Genomic DNA, 18,993 nt, shown 5'->3' with positions numbered 1-18,993 from the left:
CTCAGCAGCTTTCACGAGCACTCACCCTGTACGGAGCACCACATGTGCACTTCGCATGAGCACGAGTATGAGCACGATCAGTGCGAGACGGCCCAGGCCGGCGCCGGACGGCGCAGTTTCCTCCGGGCGACGGCCCTGCTCGGCGCCGCCGCCACGGCCGGTGTCGCACTGCCGGCCACCGCCGAAGCGGCCCCGGCGACCCCGAGTTGGCGGCCCGACACCGACAGCCGGCGCTTCACGCTCGCCGTGATGCCGGACACCCAGTACCTCTTCGACGGACCGAGCATCGACAAGGCGCCGATCGAGGCCTCGCTGCGCTATCTGCTGGAGCACGGCAAGGACGAGAACATCGTCTTCCTGTCCCACCTGGGCGACCTGACGCAGAACGGCGCGAAGCCCGAATTCGCCGCGATCGGGGAGGCGTTCAGGCTGCTGGACCGGCGGGGCGTCGGCTACAGCGTGCTGGCCGGCAACCACGACATCAAGTCGTCGACGGACGACCAGCGCGGCACGTCGCCCTACCTGGACGCGTTCGGCCCGCAGCGCTTCAAGAACAAGTCCACGTTCGGCGGCGCCTCTTCCGACGGCTACAACACGTACCACGTGTTCAAGGCTGCCGGACGGGAGTGGCTCGTACTGGCGCTGGACTGGCGGCTGTCGGCGCAGGGCTACGCCTGGGCGAGGGACGTCATAGCCAAGCATCCGAAGACGCCGGTCATCCTCACCACGCACGAACTGGTCGTGGACGACGACACGTTGTCGGACTACGGGCAGCAGCTGTGGGACCAGCTCATCGCGGACCACGACCAGATCTTCCTGACCCTGAACGGCCACTACTGGCCCGCCGGCCGGGCGACCCGCAAGAACGCGGCGGGCAACGACGTCCACCTGCACCTGACGAACTATCAGAACCGATACTTCGGCGGCGCGGCGATGATCCGCCTTTACCACTTCGACCTGAACCGCGACGTCATCGACGTGGAGACGGTGTCGCCGTGGATCCTGGGCCGGGCGGCGAAGGGCCTCAACGAGCTGGAGCGGCAGGAGATCGAACTCAGCGGCGACGCCGACCGGTTCTCCGTCGACATCGACTTCGCGGACCGCTTCGCCGGCTTCGACCCGGTGCCGGTCCGCCCGGCGCGTCCCGCGTCGAAGATGCTGATCCCGGGCACGGCCGCCTACTGGCGCTTCGAGTCCCCGGTCTCCGGCACCGTCCGTGACCTGTCCGGCCGCGGCAACGACCTCACCGTGGTCTCCGTGAACGGCGGCACCCTCGGCTGGTCGGCCGACCACCACCCCGACCAACCGGGCCACGGCAGCCTGGAGTTCACGGGCTACAAGTCCCCGTTGAAGGGCGCATACCTGCGGACCGTCGACGGTGCGCCGCTCAACTCGGCGACGTTCAAAGACGGTTACACCATCGAGGCGTTCTACTGGCTGCCCGCCGACTGGAACGCCTCGCACAACGCCTGGGCCGGTCTGGTCAGCCGCACCGGCCGCAACGGTTCCGTCGGCACGGTGACGGACGACCCCGACGAGCCCCTCGCCACCCTGTCCCTCTCCGACGGCCCGGGCCCGCAGTGGGCGATGCATCCCCTCAACCAGCAGCAATTGGCCACCAACTGGGGCGACGAGACCGACCCCGAGATCTGGTGGCACCTCGCCGTGGTCAACGACGGACGGCACACCACGATGTACGTCCAGGGCTGCCCGGTGGCCCGCAACCCGCACGCCCCCGCGATCGGCATCGCCTCCTCCGGACAGCCGTGGCTGCTCGGCGGATACGAGTACGCGGACAAGATCGACCAGATCCTGCACGGCCGCCTCGGCGACGTCCGGATCGTCTCCCGGGCGCTGCCCGTGACCTCCTTCATGACCCACTGAGTTCATGAACCGCTGACTGCCCTCCAGAGGACTCCCGAAGATCATGACCGAGCAGCAACTGCCCACCTGGGCCGACCCGTCCGTCTCCCCCGCCGCCCTCGACGCGCAAGGTGTCTCCCGACGCCAACTCCTGCGCCGCGCGGGCCTGTTCGGCGCCGCGTTCACCCTCGGCGCGGGACCGCTCGCCACGTCCGCCTCGGCGGCGGGCCGGGGCTACGGCGGCAACGATCCGCACCTCGCCTACCTAGTCGGCGACCACCACGTGCACTCCGTGTACAGCCACGACGCCAAGTACACGTTCTCCCAGCAGGCGAAGGCCGCCGCGAAGTACGGCCTCGACTGGATGGTGTTCAACGAGCACTCCAACTTCGGACACGCCTCCTACGGCGCCCAGTTGGAGCACGCCGAGATCCTCAAGGCACGCGCCGAGAACCCCCGCCAGCTCATCTTCCAGGGCCTGGAGTGGTACATCCCGGCCGCCGAGCACTGCACGGTGTTCGCCACGCCCGGCCGGCACGAGGTGGATCTGCTCACGCAGTTCGAACTCGCCTACGACGGCAAGCTGCTGGGCTACACCGAGGGCTCGGCCGGCGCCACGGACACCCCACGCAACGAGGCCCATGCCGTGAAGGCCATCAAGTGGCTGGCGGAGCAGCGCCGTTCGGGCTACGTGGACGACGTCCTCGTGCTCGCCAACCACCCGCTGCGCCTGGGCATCGACTCCCCGCACGAGATGCGCGCCTGGCGGGACGCGGCCCCCGAGATCATGATCGGCATGGAGGGCGCACCCGGCGCGCAGGGCGCGGCGCTCCCCGGCTGGCGTGGTGCGACGTCGATCCGGGGCGAGTACGAGAACAAGCCGTCGGCGCAGTCCTGGGCGGGCTATCCGGCGGAAGCGTATGTGACGTACGGCGGTTTCGACTGGGCGACGGCGACCGTCGGCGGGCTGTGGGACTCGATGCTGGCCGAGGGCCGGCTGTTCTCGATCACCACCAACTCCGACAACCACCGTACGGTCTACGACACTTGGGCCAACGGTGCCTGGCCCGAGGGGCAGAACTTCGACAACACCGGCAAGCTGCCCGACCCGGTGCAGACCGGCACCCCGCAGCCCGGCAGCGACTTCTGGCCCGGCGAGTTCAGCCGCACGCACGTCGGCGTGACCCGCTACGGCTACGGCGCGGTGATGGCGGGGATGCGCGCGGGCCGGGTCTGGGTCGACCACGGGCATCTGCTGGACGGGCTCGACGTCCGTCTGAAGCGGGACTGCGACCACGGCCAGGGCGTCACGCTGGGCGGCCGGCTGCGGGTCCGCAAGGGCGACAGGCTCACGCTGAACATCACCGTGACGACCGCCTCGCGGCCCAACGCCCAGGGAATTCTGCCCGAGTTGGCGCATGTGGACGTGATCCGGGGTGCGGTGCGCGGTGCGGTGTCCGACCGGGACGCGTGGCGGGCGCCGGACACGAAGGTCGTGCGGACGGCGGACGTGAGCGGCCGCAAGGGGACGTACACGCTGCGCGTCCCGGTGACCGCCGGGGACGAGTCCTTCTACCTGCGGCTGCGCGGCAGCGACGGCGAGCGGCACGGCGCGGGCTACCTCGGCGCCTCCGTCGATCCGCACGGCCCGATCCCCCACGAGCCCGGAAACGGTGACCCGTGGGCCGACACATGGTTCTATTCCAACCCCATCTTCGTCGACCTGGCAGGTAACTGATGAAGCGTCAACTCACTGTCCTCGCCGCCTTATTGGGTGCTCTCACGCTCGGCGTGAGCACCTCCTCGGCCGCCGCGACCACCTGGGTGGAGACCGGCACGGCCTACACCGGCAGTCTCGGCGGCGGCGAGGGTGTCGCCAGCCAGGCGGACGGCTCGCTGCTGTACCGCGGGCCGGCGTCCATTCCGGTGGATCTGCGCATCCAGGGCTGGAACCACATCGGCGACCCGGACATCGCGAACGGCTACGTCTTCGACGCCTACCAGGGCGCCGACACGGCCACGTCCAAGATGTACGCGGTCACCACGCCGTCCGGGACGCGCTACTCGTACGTCCACACGCTGGACTCGGGCGAGAAGATCAACAACTCGTTCGACGCGATCTCGCCGGACACGCAGTGGATGGTGTCGGGCGAGTGGGGCGACCAGTCCAGACTCCAGGTCTTCCCCACTCCCCTGCTCAACCCGTCCACTCCGGCGACGGGCGGGGCGCTGCCGCAGGCCGGGCAGATCACCCTGGACAAGACGGTGAACGACATCCAGGGCTGCGACTTCGTGACGGACACCCGCCTGGTGTGTGTCTCGGACGACGCGTCGGGGACCAAGTTCCCCGAGATCCGCCCGCTGCTCCAGGTCGACCTGCCGCACAAGCTGGACGGGCAGCCGGTCACCGGCACGGTGACGAGCCTGTTCGCGCTGCCGGCGCGCAGTATCTGCACGGGCACGTTCGAGGCCGAGGGCATCGACTACGACGTGAACAGCGGGACGTTGCGTGCCGAGGTCGTGCAGCCGGGCGTGTGTGTGGTGTCGACCAGCGTCTACTCGTACAAGCAGCAGTAGACAGACAGCGGTAGGCGGGCGGCAGTACACGGGCGACTGTAGACAGTCAGCAGAAGCCCTGAGGGTCGCTCAGGCGTAGAACCGCGAGAGGCTCTGCAGGACGGCGGCGGGCTTCGGCCCGCCGTCGATCTCTATCGTCCCGTCGACGGCGACCTGCACCCCGCCCGGTACGTCCTCTACCGAGGCGAGCTTGGCGACGAGCCGGATCCGCGACCCCACCTTGACCGGTGCGGGGAAACGCACCTTGTTCAGGCCGTAGTTGACCTTCGTGGACACGCCCTCGACGTCCAGCAGCTCGGTGAAGAGCGGGATGAAGAGGGAGAGCGTCAGATAGCCGTGTGCGATGGGCGCGCCGAAGGGGCCCGCCGCGGCCTTCTCCGGGTCGACGTGGATCCACTGGTGGTCGCCCGTCGCGTCGGCGAAGGTGTTGACGCGTTCCTGGGTGACCTCGATCCACTCGCTGGTGCCGAGGTCGCTGCCGGCGAGCTTCTTGAGTTCGTCGAGGCCGTTGACGGTGATGGTGGTGGTCATAAGTAGCCTGTTCCTAACGGGAGTTACTGGTCGCCCAGTGGCTGTCTACTGGTTGCCGAAGCGCTTGCGCACCCGGGACTTGAGGAGCTTGCCGGAGGCCGTGCGCGGGAGTTCGTCCGCGACCACCATCGACTTGGGGATCTTGTACTTGGCGAGCCGGCCGGCCAGCGACGCGAGCACCTCGTCGGGGTCCGGCGTGGCACCCTCGCGGGGCACGACGACCGCGCGCGGCACCTCGCCCCACTTGTCGTCCGGGACACCGATGACCGCGCACTCGACGATGTCGGGATGGGCGAGGAGCAGGTCCTCGATCTCGGCGGGATAGATGTTCTCCCCACCGGAGATGATCATGTCCTTCATACGGTCGACGATGTACACGTACCCGTCCTCGTCGGTCCGTGCCGCGTCCCCGCTGCGGAACCAGCCGTCGGCGAAGACCGCGGCCGTCTCCTCGGGCAACCCCCAATAACCGGGCATGACATGGGGCCCACGCACCACGACCTCGCCGGTCTCGCCGACGTCGGCGGGGGTGAGGTCCGGCCGTACGACCCGTACGTCGCTGAAGAAGTGCGGGACGCCCGCCGAGCCCGCCTTGCTCACCGCGTGTTCGGCGTCCAGGAACAGGGTTCCGGGCGATGCCTCCGTCATGCCGTAGCCCTGGAGGAAGGTCAGCCCGCGCTTCTGGTACGCGGCGATCAGCGGGGACGGGACCGGGGAGCCGCCACAGGTGAGGATGCGCAGCGAGGACAGGTCGGCGTCGGGCCAGCGGGGGTGCCGGGCCAGTTGGTCGAACATCGTCGGGACCCCGAACATGAAGGTGATCCGGTGCCGTTCGATGAGGTCGAAGGTGGCCGCCGGGTCGAAGGCCTCGACCAGGACGCAGGTGCCGCCCTTGAGCAGGACCGGCAGGGTGAGCATGTTCAGGCCGGCCGTGTGGAACAACGGGGCGGAGACCAGGGCCCGTTCGTCGGCGATCAGATCGGTGTCGACGAGGACGTTGATCGCGTTCCAGGCCAGGTTGCCGTGGGTGAGCATGGCGCCCTTGGGGCGGCCGGTCGTGCCCGAGGTGTACATGATGATGCAGGTGTCGTCGGCCGTCACGGGCTCGTCGATCGGCTCGGTGGCGGCGGCGTCGATCAACTCCTCGTATTCCGGGCCGACTTCGATGTAGACCCGTACGTCGGTGCTGCCCGGCAGTCCGGCGACGAGACCGGCGTGCGTCGGGCCGTAGACGAGGATCCTGGCGCCGGAGTCGGTGAGTTGGTGGGCGATCTCGGGGCCGACGAGGCGGGTGTTGAGGGGGACGAAGACCGCGCCGAGGATGCCGGCCGCGAACAGGGTCTCCAGGTAGGAGGGGTGGTTGGGGCCGAGGTAGGCGATGCGGTCGCCGCGGCGGAGGCCACGGGCGCGTAGGGCGTGGGCGAGGCGAGTGGTGCGTGTGTGCAAGGTGCCGTAGTCCATCGACGAACCGGTGTGGGCTGTCGACGAACTACTGACTTCCGTCGACGAAATACCGCGCTCCGCCAACCGTCCGCTGTCGTCTGTCGACAAACCGCCGCTGCCCGTCGACGGTCCGCTGCCGCCCGTCGGCGAACTACCGCGGTCCGTCGACGAACCACCGGCGACTGTCGACGAAGTACCGTGACCGGCCGACGAACCACCGGCAACCGTCGACGATCCACCGCCGACCGCAGACGATCCGCCGTAGACCAAAGCCGTGCGGTGTGGGGTCTTGCGGGCTCGGCGTGCGGGCCAGGAGCCCAGTCCCTCGTTGCGCATCCGGGGCCCCTTACGTCAGTCCGAGGAGGCGGGCGGCGTTCTCCTTGAGGATCTTCGGCTTGACCTCGTCCTTGATCGGCAGTTTCTCGAAGTCGGCGAGCCAGCGGTCCGGGGTGAGGACGGGGTAGTCGGAGCCGAAGAGGACCTTGTCCTTGAGGAGGGTGTTGGCGTACTGCACCAGTTGCGGCGGGAAGTACTTCGGCGACCAGCCGGACAGGTCGATGTGGACGCCCGGTTTGTGCGTGGCGACGGCGAGGGCCTCGTCCTGCCAGGGGAAGGACGGGTGCGCCAGGATGATCTTGAGGTGGGGAAAGTCGGCGGCGACGTCGTCCACGTGCAGGGGGTTGGAGTACTTGAGGCGGATGCCGCCCCCGCCCGGCACTCCCGCGCCGATACCGGTCTGGCCCGTGTGGAAGAGGGCGATGGTGCCCGTCTCCTCGATGACCTCGTACAGGTCGTAGGCCACGGCCCGGTCGTTGGGGAAGAAGCCCTGGATGTTGGGGTGGAACTTGAAGCCCTTGACCCCGTACTCCTCGACCAGCCGCCGGGCCTGCTTCACGCCCGCTCGGCCCCGGAACGGGTCGATGGACGCGAAGGGGATGAGCACGTCCGCGTTGGCGCCGGCGGCCTCGGCGACCTCCTCGTTCGGGACGGGTTCGGTGCCGGTCGCGGACTCGGCGTCGACCGTGAAGATGACGGCGGCCATCTTCCGTTCGCGGTAGTACGCGGCGGTCTCCTCCAGGGTCGGTTTCCGCTTGCCCTCGACCTTGAAGTAGGCCGAGGAGGCGTCGTGGAGGTCGTCGTCCAGGGAGGAGTGGCCCTTGGAGGACACCTCCGCGTGGGTGTGGACGTCGATCGCGACGAGGTCACTCAGGTCCATCACGCCTCCGGCAGCTTCGGTGCGGGGATGCCGACCGACTGGAGTTCGGCGCCGACCGAGGTGGGGAACGCGTCGGCCAGGGTGTCGGGGGTCCAGCCGCCGTCGGCGTAGGCGGCGCTGATCTCCTGCGGGTGGGACCAGAGTGCCACCTTGTCGCCGCCGATGCCGATGGCCTGGCCGGTGATGGAGCGCGCGGCCCCGGAGGCGAGGAAGGGGACGAGGGCGGCGCAGTCCTCGGGGGTGCCGAAGCCCTCGCCCTTGCGGAGGAAGTCGGGCAACGGGTCGCCGCTCCGCATGGCCTCGATGTACGGGGCGAACGCGGGGATCGTCTCGGTCATCGCGGTCGCGGCGACCGGGACGATCGCGTTGACGGTGATGCCGGCGCGGCCCAGTTCCATCGACCAGGTACGGGCGAAGGCCGCGATCCCCGCCTTCGCCGCCGAGTAGTTCGTCTGGCCGAAGTTGCCGCGCTGGCCGGCCGGCGAGCCGACCAGGATCAGGCTGCCGCCCTCGCCCTGCTCGCGCATCCGTACGGCGGCGGCGCGGGCGCAGGTGAAGGTGCCCCTGAGGTGGGTGGTGATCACCGCGTCGAAGTCCTCGTCGGTCATCTTCCACAGCACCTTGTCGCGCAGGATGCCGGCGTTGGTGACCAGGATGTCGAGCCGTCCGAACTCCTCGACGGCCCGGTTCACCAGCCGCTCGGCGGCCTCGGTCGTACCGACCGGGACCACCTCGGCGACGGCGGTGCCGCCCGCCTCGGTGATGGCCTTCACGGCCTGCTCGGCCACCGCGTCGTCGATGTCGTTGACGACCACGGACGCGCCGTGGGCGGCCAGGGCGTGCGCGTAGGCGAGGCCGAGGCCCCGGCCGCTGCCGGTGACGACGGCGACCTTGCCGGTCAGATCGATGCTGGGCACGAGCGGTCCCTTCACAAGACGAGGCTGCGGTACGACACACCGGGACCGTGACCGCGAAGTCCACGAGGACTGCGAAGACTGCGAACGGCACCGGTGCGGCTTCGAGATCGAAGCTAAGAGCAATAATTGTTGACGTCAATAGTTGTTGCCGATGGACCATGTGCGTCACACTGGCCCCGAACCACCGCACGCCCCGCCCGGGGCCTCGACCCAGGGAGCCCGCCATCGCCCGTCAGCCGCACGCCGCGAACCCTCCGATCGACGCGCACGAGCCGTGGATGCGCGGGCTGCACGCGGACACGGGCTACCTCATGTACCGGCTGGGGCTGCGTTCCGGTCAGCTCTTCAACACGTTCCTCCAGGAGTCGGGCCTGCGCCTGCGCCACTACGCGCTGCTCCGCTTCCTGGCCACGTCCGAGGGCGCCCTCCAGCGCGAGCTGAGCACCAGCCTCGGCTACGACCCGAGCGCGATCGTCGGTCTGGTCGACGACCTGGAGAAGGTGGGATTCGCCGAGCGCCGCCCTTCCCCCGACGACCGGCGCAGCCGCATCGTGGTCCTGACGGCGGACGGCCGCGGTTTCCTGCGCGACACCGACGAGGCGGGCCTGCGCGTCACGAACGAACTGCTGGGCCCGCTCGACGCGACCGAGCGGGAGACCCTGCACGCGCTGCTGCAACGGGTCGCCGAGGACGGACTGACCTGACACCGGACGGAGGCCCGGCCATGACGACCACCCGGTCCGTGACGAATACGGAGTCCCTGACCAATACAGGGTCCGTGACCAGTACGGGGTCCGTGACGACCACCCGGTCCGCGTCGACCACCCGGTCCGCGACCACCGATCGGTCCACGACCACCGATCGGTCCACGACCACGGCCCGTCCGGCGCCCGCCACGCGGTCCGCGCCCGATCGGCTGCTCGCCGTGCTCGCCGCCTTCGACCACGCGCACACGGCCCTGTCCCTGTCCGACATCAGCCGCCGGGCCGGCCTCACCCTGACCACCGCCCACCGTCTCGCGGGCGCCCTCACCGAGTGGGGCGCGCTGGAGCGGGACGCGTCGGGCGTCTACCACGTGGGCCTACGGCTGTGGGAGATCGCGGCACTCGCGCCCCGCGGCCTCGCGCTGCGCCAACTCGCCCTGCCCTACCTGGAGGACCTGTACGAATCGACGCACGAGAACGTGCAGTTGGCGGTGCGGGACGGCACGGAGGTCGTCTACACCGAGTGGATCTCGGGGCGTTCGGCGGTCGGCGTGCACATCCGGGTGGGCGCCCGCTGGCCGCTGCACGCCACGGGCGTGGGCCTCACCCTGCTGGCCCACGGCGCCCCGGACTTCCAAGAGGCCTACTGCGCCGGGCCGTTGGCGTCCTTCACGCCGTACACGATCACCGATCCGGTACGACTGCGCCGGGTGCTGGCCGAAGTCCGGCGCACCGGCGTCGCGGTGAGCAGCCGTCAGATCACGGACGACGCGCTGTCGGTGGCGGCTCCGGTGCGCGGGCCGGGCGGTGCGGTGGTGGCCGCGGTGTCGGTGGTGGTGCCTCAAGTCGACGCGCAGATACCGGCGTTGGTCCCTGCGGTGCGGCTCGCGGCGCGGGGGATATCGCGGGCGTTGGGGTGGCTGCCGGACCGGTGACGGCGGCGGCCTCGACACTCACGGGGAACTACTTGTTCTCGCCGGGCTTTCCGACGTGTTCGCCGTCGCCGGGGCTGTCGTCCCCGGGCTTGGCCGAGGCGGTGGAGGTGGCGGCGGTGGACGTGGACGCGGGCGGCATGTGGTCGCCGCCGTCCCCGGACTTGCCGGTCGCGCCGGAGGCGTTGAGCTGGAAGGCGAGGAGGAGTGCGGCCACGGCGAGGGTGGCGGTGAACCAGAGGGTGATGCGGCGCATGGGGGTGCTCCTGTCGACGGGACGGGGGGCTGGTGCCGGTCCTGGTACCTGTGCCTGTGCTGCTACCAGGCGAACTCTTCGGTGTGGATGCTGTCGCGATGCGCGCCCGCACCGCGTGCGGCCTCGCGGACGGCGGTGATCCAGGTGGGCGGGCCGCAGACGTAGACGTCCCGGTGGGCGATGTCGGGGACCAGTTGCTCGAGGACCTGGACGTCGTCGTCGAGGTGGACGGGACCTGCCGCCTGCCATGAGGTGTCGGCGCGGCGCGGGCCCGGGAGGAGGATCAGTTCGACGCCTCGGTCGGCGGCGATGGCGCGGAGTTCGTCGGCGAACACGGCGTGCTCGTCGGCGCCGTAGCGATAGACGAGGGTCGCTTCGCCCGGGGCGTAAGGGGCGTCTTCGAGCAGGGCCCGCATGGGGGTGATGCCGATTCCGGCGGCCATCAGGAGCAGGCCGGGCTGGGTGCGGCGGCGGGCGGTGAGGGTGCCGTAGGGGCCCTCGATCAGGGCGCGGGTGCCGGGGGTGAGGCGGGCGGCGCGTTCGCTGCCGTCGCCCGCGGACTTGATGGTGATGCGCAGCCGGTCGGGGGTGGGGGCGGCGGAGAGGGTGTAGGGGTTGCCGCGGGACCAGCCGGGGCCGTCGAGGAAGCGCCAGACGAAGAACTGGCCGGAGGCCGTGCGCATCCGGTCCAGGCGGTGGCCCGTGAGCGTGATCGAGACCGTGCCGGGCGCCTCGGTGACCACGGACTCCACGCGCAGGCGGTGGTGGAGGGAGCGCCAGGCGGGGAGGGCGACGCGGTAGGCGAGGGTGGCGGCGAATGCGATGCCGTACAGGCACCACCAGTAGACGCGGGTCCAGGTCTCGTGGAAGTCGGCGCCGTCGGTGAAGGTGTGCGGGAAGGTGGCCGCGATACCGGCGTAGGAGTACAGGTGCAGCAGGTGCCAGGACTCGTAGCGCAGTCGGCGGCGGGCCGCGCGGACGGAGGTGACGACGACCATGATCAGTGCGAGGGTGCCGGCGGTCGCGCACAGCATCCACGGGTCGGTGAGGAACAGCCGTACCAGCGCGGCCGGTGTCGCCGTCGGTTCGCGGACCGTGCGTTCGACGGCGAAGAGGGCGACGTGGGCCGTCATCAGCCAGAACGAGGCGAAGCCGAGCAGGCGGTGGCGGCGGGTGAGCAGGTCGTGGCCCCAGGAGCGTTCGACCCAGGGGATCCGGGCGAGGAGGAGGACCTGGAGGATCATCAGGTCGGAGGCCAGCAGTCCGGCGAGCAGGCCGAGGGAGCCCGTCGCCCGGTCCGAGGTGGTGAGGCCGATCGGGCCGCCCTGGTTCATGACCCACAGGGCCACGACCGCGACGACGGAGAGGATCGCGAGCGCGCCCATCGGGTCGGCGGCTGTGAACCCCTTGCGGCGGGGCCGGGCGGGCGGCGGCCTGCGGTGCCCTCGGAGCGGCTCGGTGGACAGGGTCATCGGCGGGCTTCCTTCTTCCTTCGTCGCGCGGTCCGGGGGTGCCCCGCAGGAGGGCGGGGCGTGTTCCCACCCTTGCCGCGCTCTTTGTGGCCGCCTTAAGAGACTCGGCCGCCTGGAGGGGCGGACGCGCCGCTGACCTGGGTCGACGTCGGCTCGATGGGCGCGGGGGCCCGCGTGGTTCTTAGACTTCCTTGTCGTTCGCCGACGATCCTTGGGGCGGCGACGGCGCCCGTTCCCGCGGGTGCCGGTGAGGAAGTCGAGGTGCTGCATGGCGGCGGTGGGCCGGAAGCCGGAGGTGCTGGTGGTCGACGACGACCCCGGTGTGCGCGCGGCCCTGGACCTGGGGCTCGGTCTTGAGGGCTTCACGGTGCGGCTGGCGGAGGACGGCGAGGCGGCGCTCGACGAGGTCGCGGGCCGGCCGCCGTCGGTGATCGTCCTGGACGTGACGATGCCGGGCCTGTCCGGGGTCGAGGTGGTCCGCGCCCTGCGTGCGCGGGGCCGGACGCTCCCGGTGTGCATGCTCTCCGCCCGCGACGAGGTCGACGACCGGGTCGCGGGGCTCGCGGCGGGCGCGGACGACTACGTCGTGAAGCCGTTCTCCGTCGCGGAGTTGTCCGCGCGCCTGCACGCGATGGTGCGCCTGCACGAGTCGACCGCCGAGCGCCCGCTGGTCGTCGGCGACGTCGCGATCGAGCCGGCGCGGCGCGCGGCCTCCCGGGCCGGACGCGAACTGCGGCTGACCACACGGGAGTTCGACCTGCTGCTCGCGCTCGCCCACCGGCCCGGGCAGGTCCTCTCCCGGGCCCAACTGCTGGAGCAGGTCTGGGGCTACACCTGGGACGTGGACACCAATGTGGTGGACGTGTTCATCGGCTACCTCCGCAAGAAACTGGAGGCCGACGGCGGCCCCCGGGTGCTGCGCACGGTCCGCGGGATCGGCTTCGTCCTGAGCCCGGGCCCGTGAAGGGGCTGCCGCGCGGGGTGCGCTCCGCTCACGACCACGGCCGTCCCGCGGACCGGCTCCCGTGCGGCCCACGCTCCCGTCACGGCCGTGGTCGTCCCGCGCCCCGATCCACGGCAGGGCGGATCACGGCCGCCCTCGTCCCCCGCACCGGCCCATGAGGTGGCTGCCGCGCAGTCTGCGCTCCCGGATCACGGCCGCTGTCGTGCTGCTGGTGACCGTCGTGGTCGGGCTCGCCGGGCTGGTCATCGTGGTGCGGATCGACCACCGCGACCGCACGGACGTGGACCGTCAGCTCGCCGCCCGCGCCGAGAAGGGCGACCAGGACGCCGACAAGCTGCGCGACCAGGGCGGGCATCCGAGCGGCGACGACGGGACCGGTGACGACTACGGCGGTCTGCTGGCCGGCAGTCAGAGCCTGGTCCGGCTGGTCTCCGGCGGGAAGGTGATCGCCCAGCACGGTGAGACGCCGACCGCTCCGCTCCCGCTGCCCGCCCGCGACGGTTACCGCACGATCGACACCGACGGGCAGACCTGGCGCTCGCTCACCCGGTCGTTGAGCACCGGGGAGCGGCTCGAAGTGCTCCAGGACATCGACCCGATCGAACGGCGGCTCGCGGACAACACCGCGATCGTCGCCGCCGTCACCCTCCTCGCCGCGCTCGCCACGGCCGGCGGGGTCTGGCTGCTCACCCGGATCATCCTCCAGCCGCTGGAGCGGCTGCGGACCGGCGCCCTGGCGATCAGCGCGGACACGGCGGGGCCCCAACTCCCCGCCGTCACACGCCCGCAGGAGGTCGCCGACCTCTCCCGCGCGCTGAACGGCATGCTGGACCAGTTGCGGGTCAGCATGGACTCCACCCGCCGTTTCACCGCCGACGCGGGACACGAACTGCGCACCCCGCTCACCAGCATCGGGGTCACCCTGGAGACCCTCCAGCGCAACCCCGACCTCCCCGCGCCCCAGCGCGCCCGGGCCCTGGAGGCGATGAGCGCGGAGCACCGCCGTATCACCGCCCTGCTCACCGGTCTGCAGACCCTGGCCCGCGGCGACGCACACGCGCTTCCCGAACGGGCCCCCGTCGCGCTGGCCGAACTCCTCGAGGCGGCCGTCACGCACGCGGCGCACCGCCACCCCGCCATCACCTACCGGCTCACCGCCGACAGCCCCGCGACCGTGCACGGCTGGCCGGTCGGCCTGCGTCTGGCCGTCGACAACCTCCTCGACAACGCGGCGCTGCACGGCCGCCCCGACGGCACCGTGGAGGTCCGGCTCGACCGGGCCGCGGACACGGTCCGGATCACGGTCGGCGACGACGGCCCCGGCATCCCCGCCGACCGACAGCAGGCGATGAAGGCCCGGTTCACCCGAGGCGCCCGCACCCGCTCCCCCGGCTCCGGCCTCGGCCTCGCCCTGGTGGACCAGCAGGCCCACCTCCACCACGGCACCCTCCACCTCGCACCCGGCCCCACCGGCGGCCTGGAGGCCACTCTCAGCCTCCCCTCGACACCCGAGGACGAGTCCGGCGAACGGCCCGCTCCTGACTGACAACTCCCCGTCGGACCCGCCGAGTTGACCACTCCGGCGGATCCGGGTCCGTACACGGGGCACCAGTTCGGCGGATTCGGATCCGTACACGGGTCTACGGCGGGACAGGCGTCCAGCGCCGACACCCGCCCCCTTCCCGGCCCGTGCGTCTCAGCCGGGCAGGCCCGCCAGCATCCGCCGGTCCCGAGGCGCCGTCTTCCGATCCAGGCGCGCGTCCAGCAACCGTCGTGCCGCGTCGGAGCGCCCCGCCGACACCAGTGCGTACAGCAACGTCTCCTCGACGACCTCGCGTTGGGCCGCGCTGCCGCCCACCTTGCGCAGGACCGGCAGCGTCGCGTCGAGTCCGTGGGCCGCGTCGTGGAAGCGGTGTTCGACGAGGGCGGTGAAGGCGTCGCAGAGCGGGGCGATGACCTCGCGCTGCACCGGGTCGGCGCCCGCCGCGTGGTCGCGCAGGCGGCGCAGCGCCGGGAGGTCCCCGGCGGCGGTGAGGGCGACCGCCGCGTGCAGTGCGGTGAACGCGGTCGCGGGACGTTCCAGCACCTCGCAGGCGACCGAGTCCAGGACGTCCGAAGTCGGCAGCTCGCCGGGCCAGTTGCCGCTGAGCCGGGCCCGCCACAGCAGTGACCCGGAGTCGACCAGCGCGCGTACCCCGGTCACCCGGCCCGGTGCCAACTGGGCGTACCAGCGCCTGCGGACGGCGGCCGGGTCGTCCAACGCGAGTTCGTGCAGGGCGATGTGCCAGGAGAAGTGGGCCCGGTGGACGGCACCCCGGCCCTGCCCGGACACCCAGCCGTCAAGCCAGTCCCGGCCCGCCTCGTGCGCGCCGGACTCGTAGTGGACGTGGGCCAACGCGTGCACGGCGTGACCGGACGCCGGCTCGACTCCCAAGGCCCGGTGGGCGAGTTCACCCGCCTCGTGCAGCCGGCCCTGCTCCTGGCGGAGGAACGCGAGCAGCGAGGTGTGGAACCAGTGTCCGTCGTAGGCGGGGGACGTGCGCTCGACCAGCCGCAGCGCGTAGTCGTCGTCCAGGTCGGTGACGCCGGAGAAGGCGATGGTGGGGACGGCGGCGGCGAGGGCGAGCGCGTCGGCGGGGTGGGTGTCGAGGTGGCGTAGCAACACGCGGTCCCCGTCGGCGGACTGGACCCGTCGGGTGATCACGTCCACGAAGGACCGCTCGCGTTCGTCGGCCCGTTCGTGTGCGCAGCGCTGGGCGTCGGCGAGTGCGCGGGGGACGTCGACGGCGGCTCCGCACTCGTGGCCGAGCAGGGCCAACGCGGCGTGTCCCAGGGCGAATCCGGGGTCGAGGGCGACGGCGCGGGCGAAGGCGTCCTCGGCTCCGGCACGCACTTTGAGGACCCGGTCGAGTCCGTTGCGGTAGGCGGTGGCGGCCTCGGCGTGGGTGGACAGCGGGAGTCCGAGTCCGTCGACGGGCCTGCGGCGGGTGCGGCGGGCCGGTGGTGCGAGCAGGTGTCGGGCGAGGGCGGCGGCCTGGACGCGGATCTCGGGGATCGCGGTGGTCTCCCAGAGCTCGCCGCGCCTCGGGGCGCCGAGCGTGAACAGCGGTCGTACGCAACGGCCTTGGGCGTCTAGGAGGCGTCCGTCGCGGGTGGCGACCCCCATGCCGAGCGGTCCGGTAACAGCCGTACCGGCCTCGAACAGCCCACGCCACAACGGGTCTTCGAGGCGCTGTCCCGGTCCGGTGCAGTCGATCACCCAACCGACGCGCAGCGCACGGCCGTTGGTGAGGGTGACCACGAACTGCCCGTCGTCCTCGGCCACGTCGGCGATCGTGCCGGCGTGGACCTGGAGGCGTCGTGCGGTGCGGGCCCGGGTGACCGATTCGGCGGTGGCGGGTGCCATGCGGTGGCGGTGGGTGTTCCAGATCGCGCCCTCGCGGGCGAGGAACTCCCCGCGTTCTTCGGGGGTGAGGCTGTGCCAGAGTCTCGCGGTGTGCGGGCGGAGGCTGTCGAGGGCGGGGCGCCAGTCGCCGTGGGTGCGGACGGAGCGGCTGACGTGCCGGTAGACGGTCCGGCGCAGTCCGCTCAGTGTCAGGTCGCGCGGCCAGCTCGGCGCCTCCATCGCACCGGCCGGGCCCAACGCGTGGGGCTGGGGCAGGAGTCCACTGCGGGAGACGGCGTGGACCGTGCGCTCGGAACGGTCCAAGGTGAGGGCGAGGTCCACGGCGGTGAGGCCGGTGCCGACGAGGAGGAGGTCGGCGGTGTCCTCGCGCACGGCGTCCAACGCACCGGGCTTCCAAGGTGAGTTGATGAAGCGGGGCGAGGTGCGCAGGGCGGGCGGGGCCCAGGCGGCCGTAGGGGCGGCGGGGCCCGTGGCCAGGACCGCGCTGTCGGCGGTGAGGAGTCCCCCGTCGGCGAGGTGGAGTTCCACCGGGCCTTCGGGGGTGCCGGTACAGCTCTCGGCGCGGGTGCGCAGCCGTCGTACGGAGACCGTTCCGTGGGAGCGGACGACGGCCTGGGCGAGGGTGTCGGCGAGGTAGGCGCCGTAGCGGTAGCGGGTGGCGAAGTCGGCGCCGCTGACGGTGGGTTCGCCGTGGCGGCAGAGCCAGCGGGTGAAGTGGCCGGGGTCGTCGGGGTAGCAACTCATGCCGCCCGCCGGGACGTTGAGCCGGTGGCGTGGATCGGGTGTTGCGTAGGCGGTGCCGCGGCCGGCTTCCGGGGCCGGGTCGACCAGCACCAGGTCGAGGGGGGTCCGGCGGCGGGTGGCGCTCTCGCAGAGCTGGACGGCGGTCAGGGTTCCTGCCGCGCCCGCTCCGACGATCGCCACGGTGGGCCGCTTGCGGACTTCGGTCACGAATACCTCCGGCGGTGGTCTGCCGCGGAGCCGCCCAAGCGGAACTCCGCCTTCAGTTCCTTTCTCACTATTCCGACCGGGTAGGTGGGGAAGCCATGGTGGGACGGGGATCTCACCGGATACTCAGGGCACCGGTCGGCGCGTTCATACTCTGTTCACACTCGCGGAGCGTCCGGCAACCGTGGTTTCAGGCCTTCTTTCAGGTTCTCTTCAGAGGAATCTCAGGTTGGGGCCCTGGGATTCAAAGATTCAACCCAGGGAAGTGGCGCAGGATGCAACGGCACTGGTGATCTCGTCGCGTATGGCCAGGGGGTGTGCGCGACATGCGGAGGAAGGCGTGCTGTGGGCGTGTCGCACATATCCAACCGGTCCGAGAACAAGTCGGAGAGGTGGTCCCGTCGTGGGGTCCTCACCGTGCTCGGGGTCGTGCCGGCGGCCGCCGTCCTGACCGGGTGCAGCGGCTCGGCGGGCGCCGCCGAGAGTTCCTCCTCGGGTGGCGCGTCGGCGACGGCGTCCACGAAGGCCGCGAAGGTGCCGACCGTCACGGTCCTGCCCGCCGACGGCACCAAGAAGGCCGGCTTCACCACCCCCGTCGAGGTCAGCGTGACCGACGGCACGCTCGCCACGGTGAAGGTGACCGGCAACGACGGCTCCACGCTGGCCGGGACCTTCAACGACGCCAAGACGAAATGGACGTCCACGAAGAACCCGTACTCGGGCACGAAGTACACGGTCGCGGCGCAGGCGCAGGGCGCCGCCGCGAAGACGGCGACGTTCACCACCAGGTCGCCCGGCGAGACCTTCGTCGGCTACTTCACCCCCGAGGCGAACTCCACCTCCGGCGTCGGCATGCCCGTGTCGATCAACTTCACCCACGCGGTCACGGACCGGGCCGCCGTCCAGAAGGCGATCACGGTCACGGCCGAGCCCGCCGTCGAGGTGGTCGGACACTGGTTCAGCGACACCCGGCTCGACTTCCGCCCCGAGACGTACTGGGCGGCCGGCACGAAGATCACGCTCAGCCTGCGGCTGAAGGACGTCGAGGGCCAGGACGGCATCTACGGCATCCAGTCCAAGGACGTCACGTTCAACATCGGGCGCGAGCAGATCAGCACCGTCGACCTGTCCAGCAAGGAGATGGTCGTCAAGCGGGACGGCAAGACCCTCGCCACCTACCCGGTCAGCGGCGGCAACGCCCAGCACACCACCTGGTCCGGGATCATGGTGATCAGCGAGCGCTTCAAGCAGACCCGCATGGAGTCCTCGACGGTCGGGCTCGGTGACGAGTACGACATCTCCGACGTCCCGCACGCCCAGCGCCTGACCACCTCCGGCACCTTCGTGCACGGCAACTACTGGGCGTCGACCTCGGTGTTCGGCAGCGAGAACACCAGCCACGGCTGCGTCGGCCTGCACGACGCCAAGGGCGCGAACGACACCTCGGTGCCGGGCTACAAGTTCTACGACAGCTCGATGCTCGGCGATGTCGTCATCGTGAAGAACTCCGGCGAGAAGACGGTGGCGGCGGACAACGGCCTCAACGGCTGGAACCTGTCCTGGGCGACCTGGAAGGCGGGGAGCGCCGTCTAGGACCTGTCCGGCGGGAGCCCGGCCGCGCGGGACGTGGCACGCACTCCCGCACCGCCCCAAGGGCGCTGGGAGCCCTGGCGGCGTTGTCGTCGGTCGCCGACTCCCCGCGTTCGAACGACCTCGTGCGGGCCCCGTCGCGCCGTCGGCGGCGGTCACCGCCGACGTCGACGT

15 protein-coding genes are annotated in these 18,993 nt (G+C 71.2%); 8 read left to right on the top strand and 7 right to left on the bottom strand.

What is annotated here, in order from left to right:
- Positions 1-42 precede the first annotated feature (42 nt).
- From OG223_RS43460 to OG223_RS43450, 3 genes are read left to right on the top strand one after another with little or no spacing between them, the layout of a single operon-like run.
- Entirely contained in the window at positions 43-1,884 is a 1,842-nt protein-coding gene (locus OG223_RS43460; RefSeq protein ID WP_329261476.1) for a LamG-like jellyroll fold domain-containing protein, read from the top strand.
- A gap of 43 nt (positions 1,885-1,927) precedes the next feature.
- Positions 1,928-3,601, top strand: coding sequence for a PHP domain-containing protein (locus OG223_RS43455; protein ID WP_329261473.1), 1,674 nt, complete (start codon positions 1,928-1,930; stop codon positions 3,599-3,601).
- Complete coding sequence (locus OG223_RS43450) at positions 3,601-4,440, top strand: hypothetical protein (RefSeq protein ID WP_329261470.1); 840 nt, start codon at positions 3,601-3,603, stop codon at positions 4,438-4,440. The genes OG223_RS43455 and OG223_RS43450 overlap by 1 nt, the downstream gene beginning before the upstream one ends.
- 69 nt (positions 4,441-4,509) lie before the next feature.
- On the opposite strand, the gene OG223_RS43445 is transcribed toward OG223_RS43450, so the two are convergent.
- From OG223_RS43445 to OG223_RS43430, 4 genes are all read right to left on the bottom strand, one after another.
- Positions 4,510-4,971: a MaoC family dehydratase gene (locus OG223_RS43445; protein ID WP_329261467.1), complete on the bottom strand. Its 462-nt coding sequence runs from the start codon at positions 4,969-4,971 to the stop codon at positions 4,510-4,512.
- 45 nt (positions 4,972-5,016) lie between these two features.
- Entirely contained in the window at positions 5,017-6,483 is a 1,467-nt protein-coding gene (locus tag OG223_RS43440; RefSeq protein ID WP_329265787.1) for an acyl-CoA synthetase, read from the bottom strand.
- A 277-nt stretch (positions 6,484-6,760) separates the two neighbouring features.
- On the bottom strand, positions 6,761-7,630 hold the full coding sequence (locus tag OG223_RS43435) for an amidohydrolase family protein (protein WP_329261465.1): 870 nt from the start codon (positions 7,628-7,630) through the stop codon (positions 6,761-6,763).
- Positions 7,630-8,547, bottom strand: coding sequence for an SDR family NAD(P)-dependent oxidoreductase (locus OG223_RS43430; RefSeq protein ID WP_329261462.1), 918 nt, complete (start codon positions 8,545-8,547; stop codon positions 7,630-7,632). Before OG223_RS43430 ends, OG223_RS43435 begins: the two co-directional genes overlap by 1 nt.
- Before the next feature lie 278 nt (positions 8,548-8,825).
- Here OG223_RS43430 and OG223_RS43425 point away from each other — a divergent pair, with 278 nt between their 5' ends.
- Positions 8,826-9,251: a MarR family winged helix-turn-helix transcriptional regulator gene (locus OG223_RS43425; RefSeq protein WP_443073869.1), complete on the top strand. Its 426-nt coding sequence runs from the start codon at positions 8,826-8,828 to the stop codon at positions 9,249-9,251.
- A gap of 56 nt (positions 9,252-9,307) precedes the next feature.
- A complete protein-coding gene (locus OG223_RS43420; RefSeq protein ID WP_443073868.1) occupies positions 9,308-10,186 on the top strand; it encodes an IclR family transcriptional regulator in 879 nt (292 codons plus the stop codon).
- Between the two features lie 28 nt (positions 10,187-10,214).
- Here the strand turns inward: OG223_RS43420 and OG223_RS43415 are convergent, their stop codons facing one another.
- Complete coding sequence (locus tag OG223_RS43415) at positions 10,215-10,439, bottom strand: hypothetical protein (protein ID WP_329261457.1); 225 nt, start codon at positions 10,437-10,439, stop codon at positions 10,215-10,217.
- Between the two features lie 62 nt (positions 10,440-10,501).
- A complete protein-coding gene (locus OG223_RS43410) occupies positions 10,502-11,911 on the bottom strand; it encodes a ferredoxin reductase family protein (protein WP_329261454.1) in 1,410 nt (469 codons plus the stop codon).
- Between the two features lie 268 nt (positions 11,912-12,179).
- On the opposite strand from OG223_RS43410, the gene OG223_RS43405 reads away from it, so the two are divergent.
- Together OG223_RS43405 and OG223_RS43400 are read left to right on the top strand one after the other, a co-directional pair.
- A complete protein-coding gene (locus tag OG223_RS43405; RefSeq protein WP_329261451.1) occupies positions 12,180-12,875 on the top strand; it encodes a response regulator transcription factor in 696 nt (231 codons plus the stop codon).
- 154 nt (positions 12,876-13,029) lie between these two features.
- Complete coding sequence (locus OG223_RS43400; protein WP_329261448.1) at positions 13,030-14,421, top strand: HAMP domain-containing sensor histidine kinase; 1,392 nt, start codon at positions 13,030-13,032, stop codon at positions 14,419-14,421.
- Positions 14,422-14,571: 150 nt separating this feature from the next.
- Here the strand turns inward: OG223_RS43400 and OG223_RS43395 are convergent, their stop codons facing one another.
- On the bottom strand, positions 14,572-17,232 hold the full coding sequence (locus OG223_RS43395) for an FAD/NAD(P)-binding protein (protein ID WP_329261446.1): 2,661 nt from the start codon (positions 17,230-17,232) through the stop codon (positions 14,572-14,574).
- A 342-nt stretch (positions 17,233-17,574) separates the two neighbouring features.
- Here OG223_RS43395 and OG223_RS43390 point away from each other — a divergent pair, with 342 nt between their 5' ends.
- Entirely contained in the window at positions 17,575-18,822 is a 1,248-nt protein-coding gene (locus tag OG223_RS43390) for a L,D-transpeptidase (protein WP_329261444.1), read from the top strand.
- The last annotated feature ends 171 nt before the right edge of the window (positions 18,823-18,993 follow it).

This window comes from Streptomyces sp. NBC_01478 (assembly GCF_036227225.1).
Taxonomy (GTDB): Bacteria; Actinomycetota; Actinomycetes; order Streptomycetales; family Streptomycetaceae; genus Streptomyces.
This window is presented reverse-complemented; position numbering and strand designations above follow the sequence as displayed.

What these genes read in the sequence shown, in the direction of transcription:
- OG223_RS43460 (WP_329261476.1), top strand. Translation starts at nt 43, where the DNA reads ATGTGCACTTCGCATGAGCACGAGTATGAGCACGATCAGTGCGAGACG.
- OG223_RS43455 (WP_329261473.1), top strand. Translation starts at nt 1,928, where the DNA reads ATGACCGAGCAGCAACTGCCCACCTGGGCCGACCCGTCCGTCTCCCCC.
- OG223_RS43450 (WP_329261470.1), top strand. Translation starts at nt 3,601, where the DNA reads ATGAAGCGTCAACTCACTGTCCTCGCCGCCTTATTGGGTGCTCTCACG.
- OG223_RS43445 (WP_329261467.1), bottom strand. Translation starts at nt 4,971, where the DNA reads ATGACCACCACCATCACCGTCAACGGCCTCGACGAACTCAAGAAGCTC.
- OG223_RS43435 (WP_329261465.1), bottom strand. Translation starts at nt 7,630, where the DNA reads ATGGACCTGAGTGACCTCGTCGCGATCGACGTCCACACCCACGCGGAG.
- OG223_RS43425 (WP_443073869.1), top strand. Translation starts at nt 8,826, where the DNA reads ATGCGCGGGCTGCACGCGGACACGGGCTACCTCATGTACCGGCTGGGG.
- OG223_RS43415 (WP_329261457.1), bottom strand. Translation starts at nt 10,439, where the DNA reads ATGCGCCGCATCACCCTCTGGTTCACCGCCACCCTCGCCGTGGCCGCA.
- OG223_RS43410 (WP_329261454.1), bottom strand. Translation starts at nt 11,911, where the DNA reads ATGACCCTGTCCACCGAGCCGCTCCGAGGGCACCGCAGGCCGCCGCCC.
- OG223_RS43405 (WP_329261451.1), top strand. Translation starts at nt 12,180, where the DNA reads ATGGCGGCGGTGGGCCGGAAGCCGGAGGTGCTGGTGGTCGACGACGAC.
- OG223_RS43400 (WP_329261448.1), top strand. Translation starts at nt 13,030, where the DNA reads ATGAGGTGGCTGCCGCGCAGTCTGCGCTCCCGGATCACGGCCGCTGTC.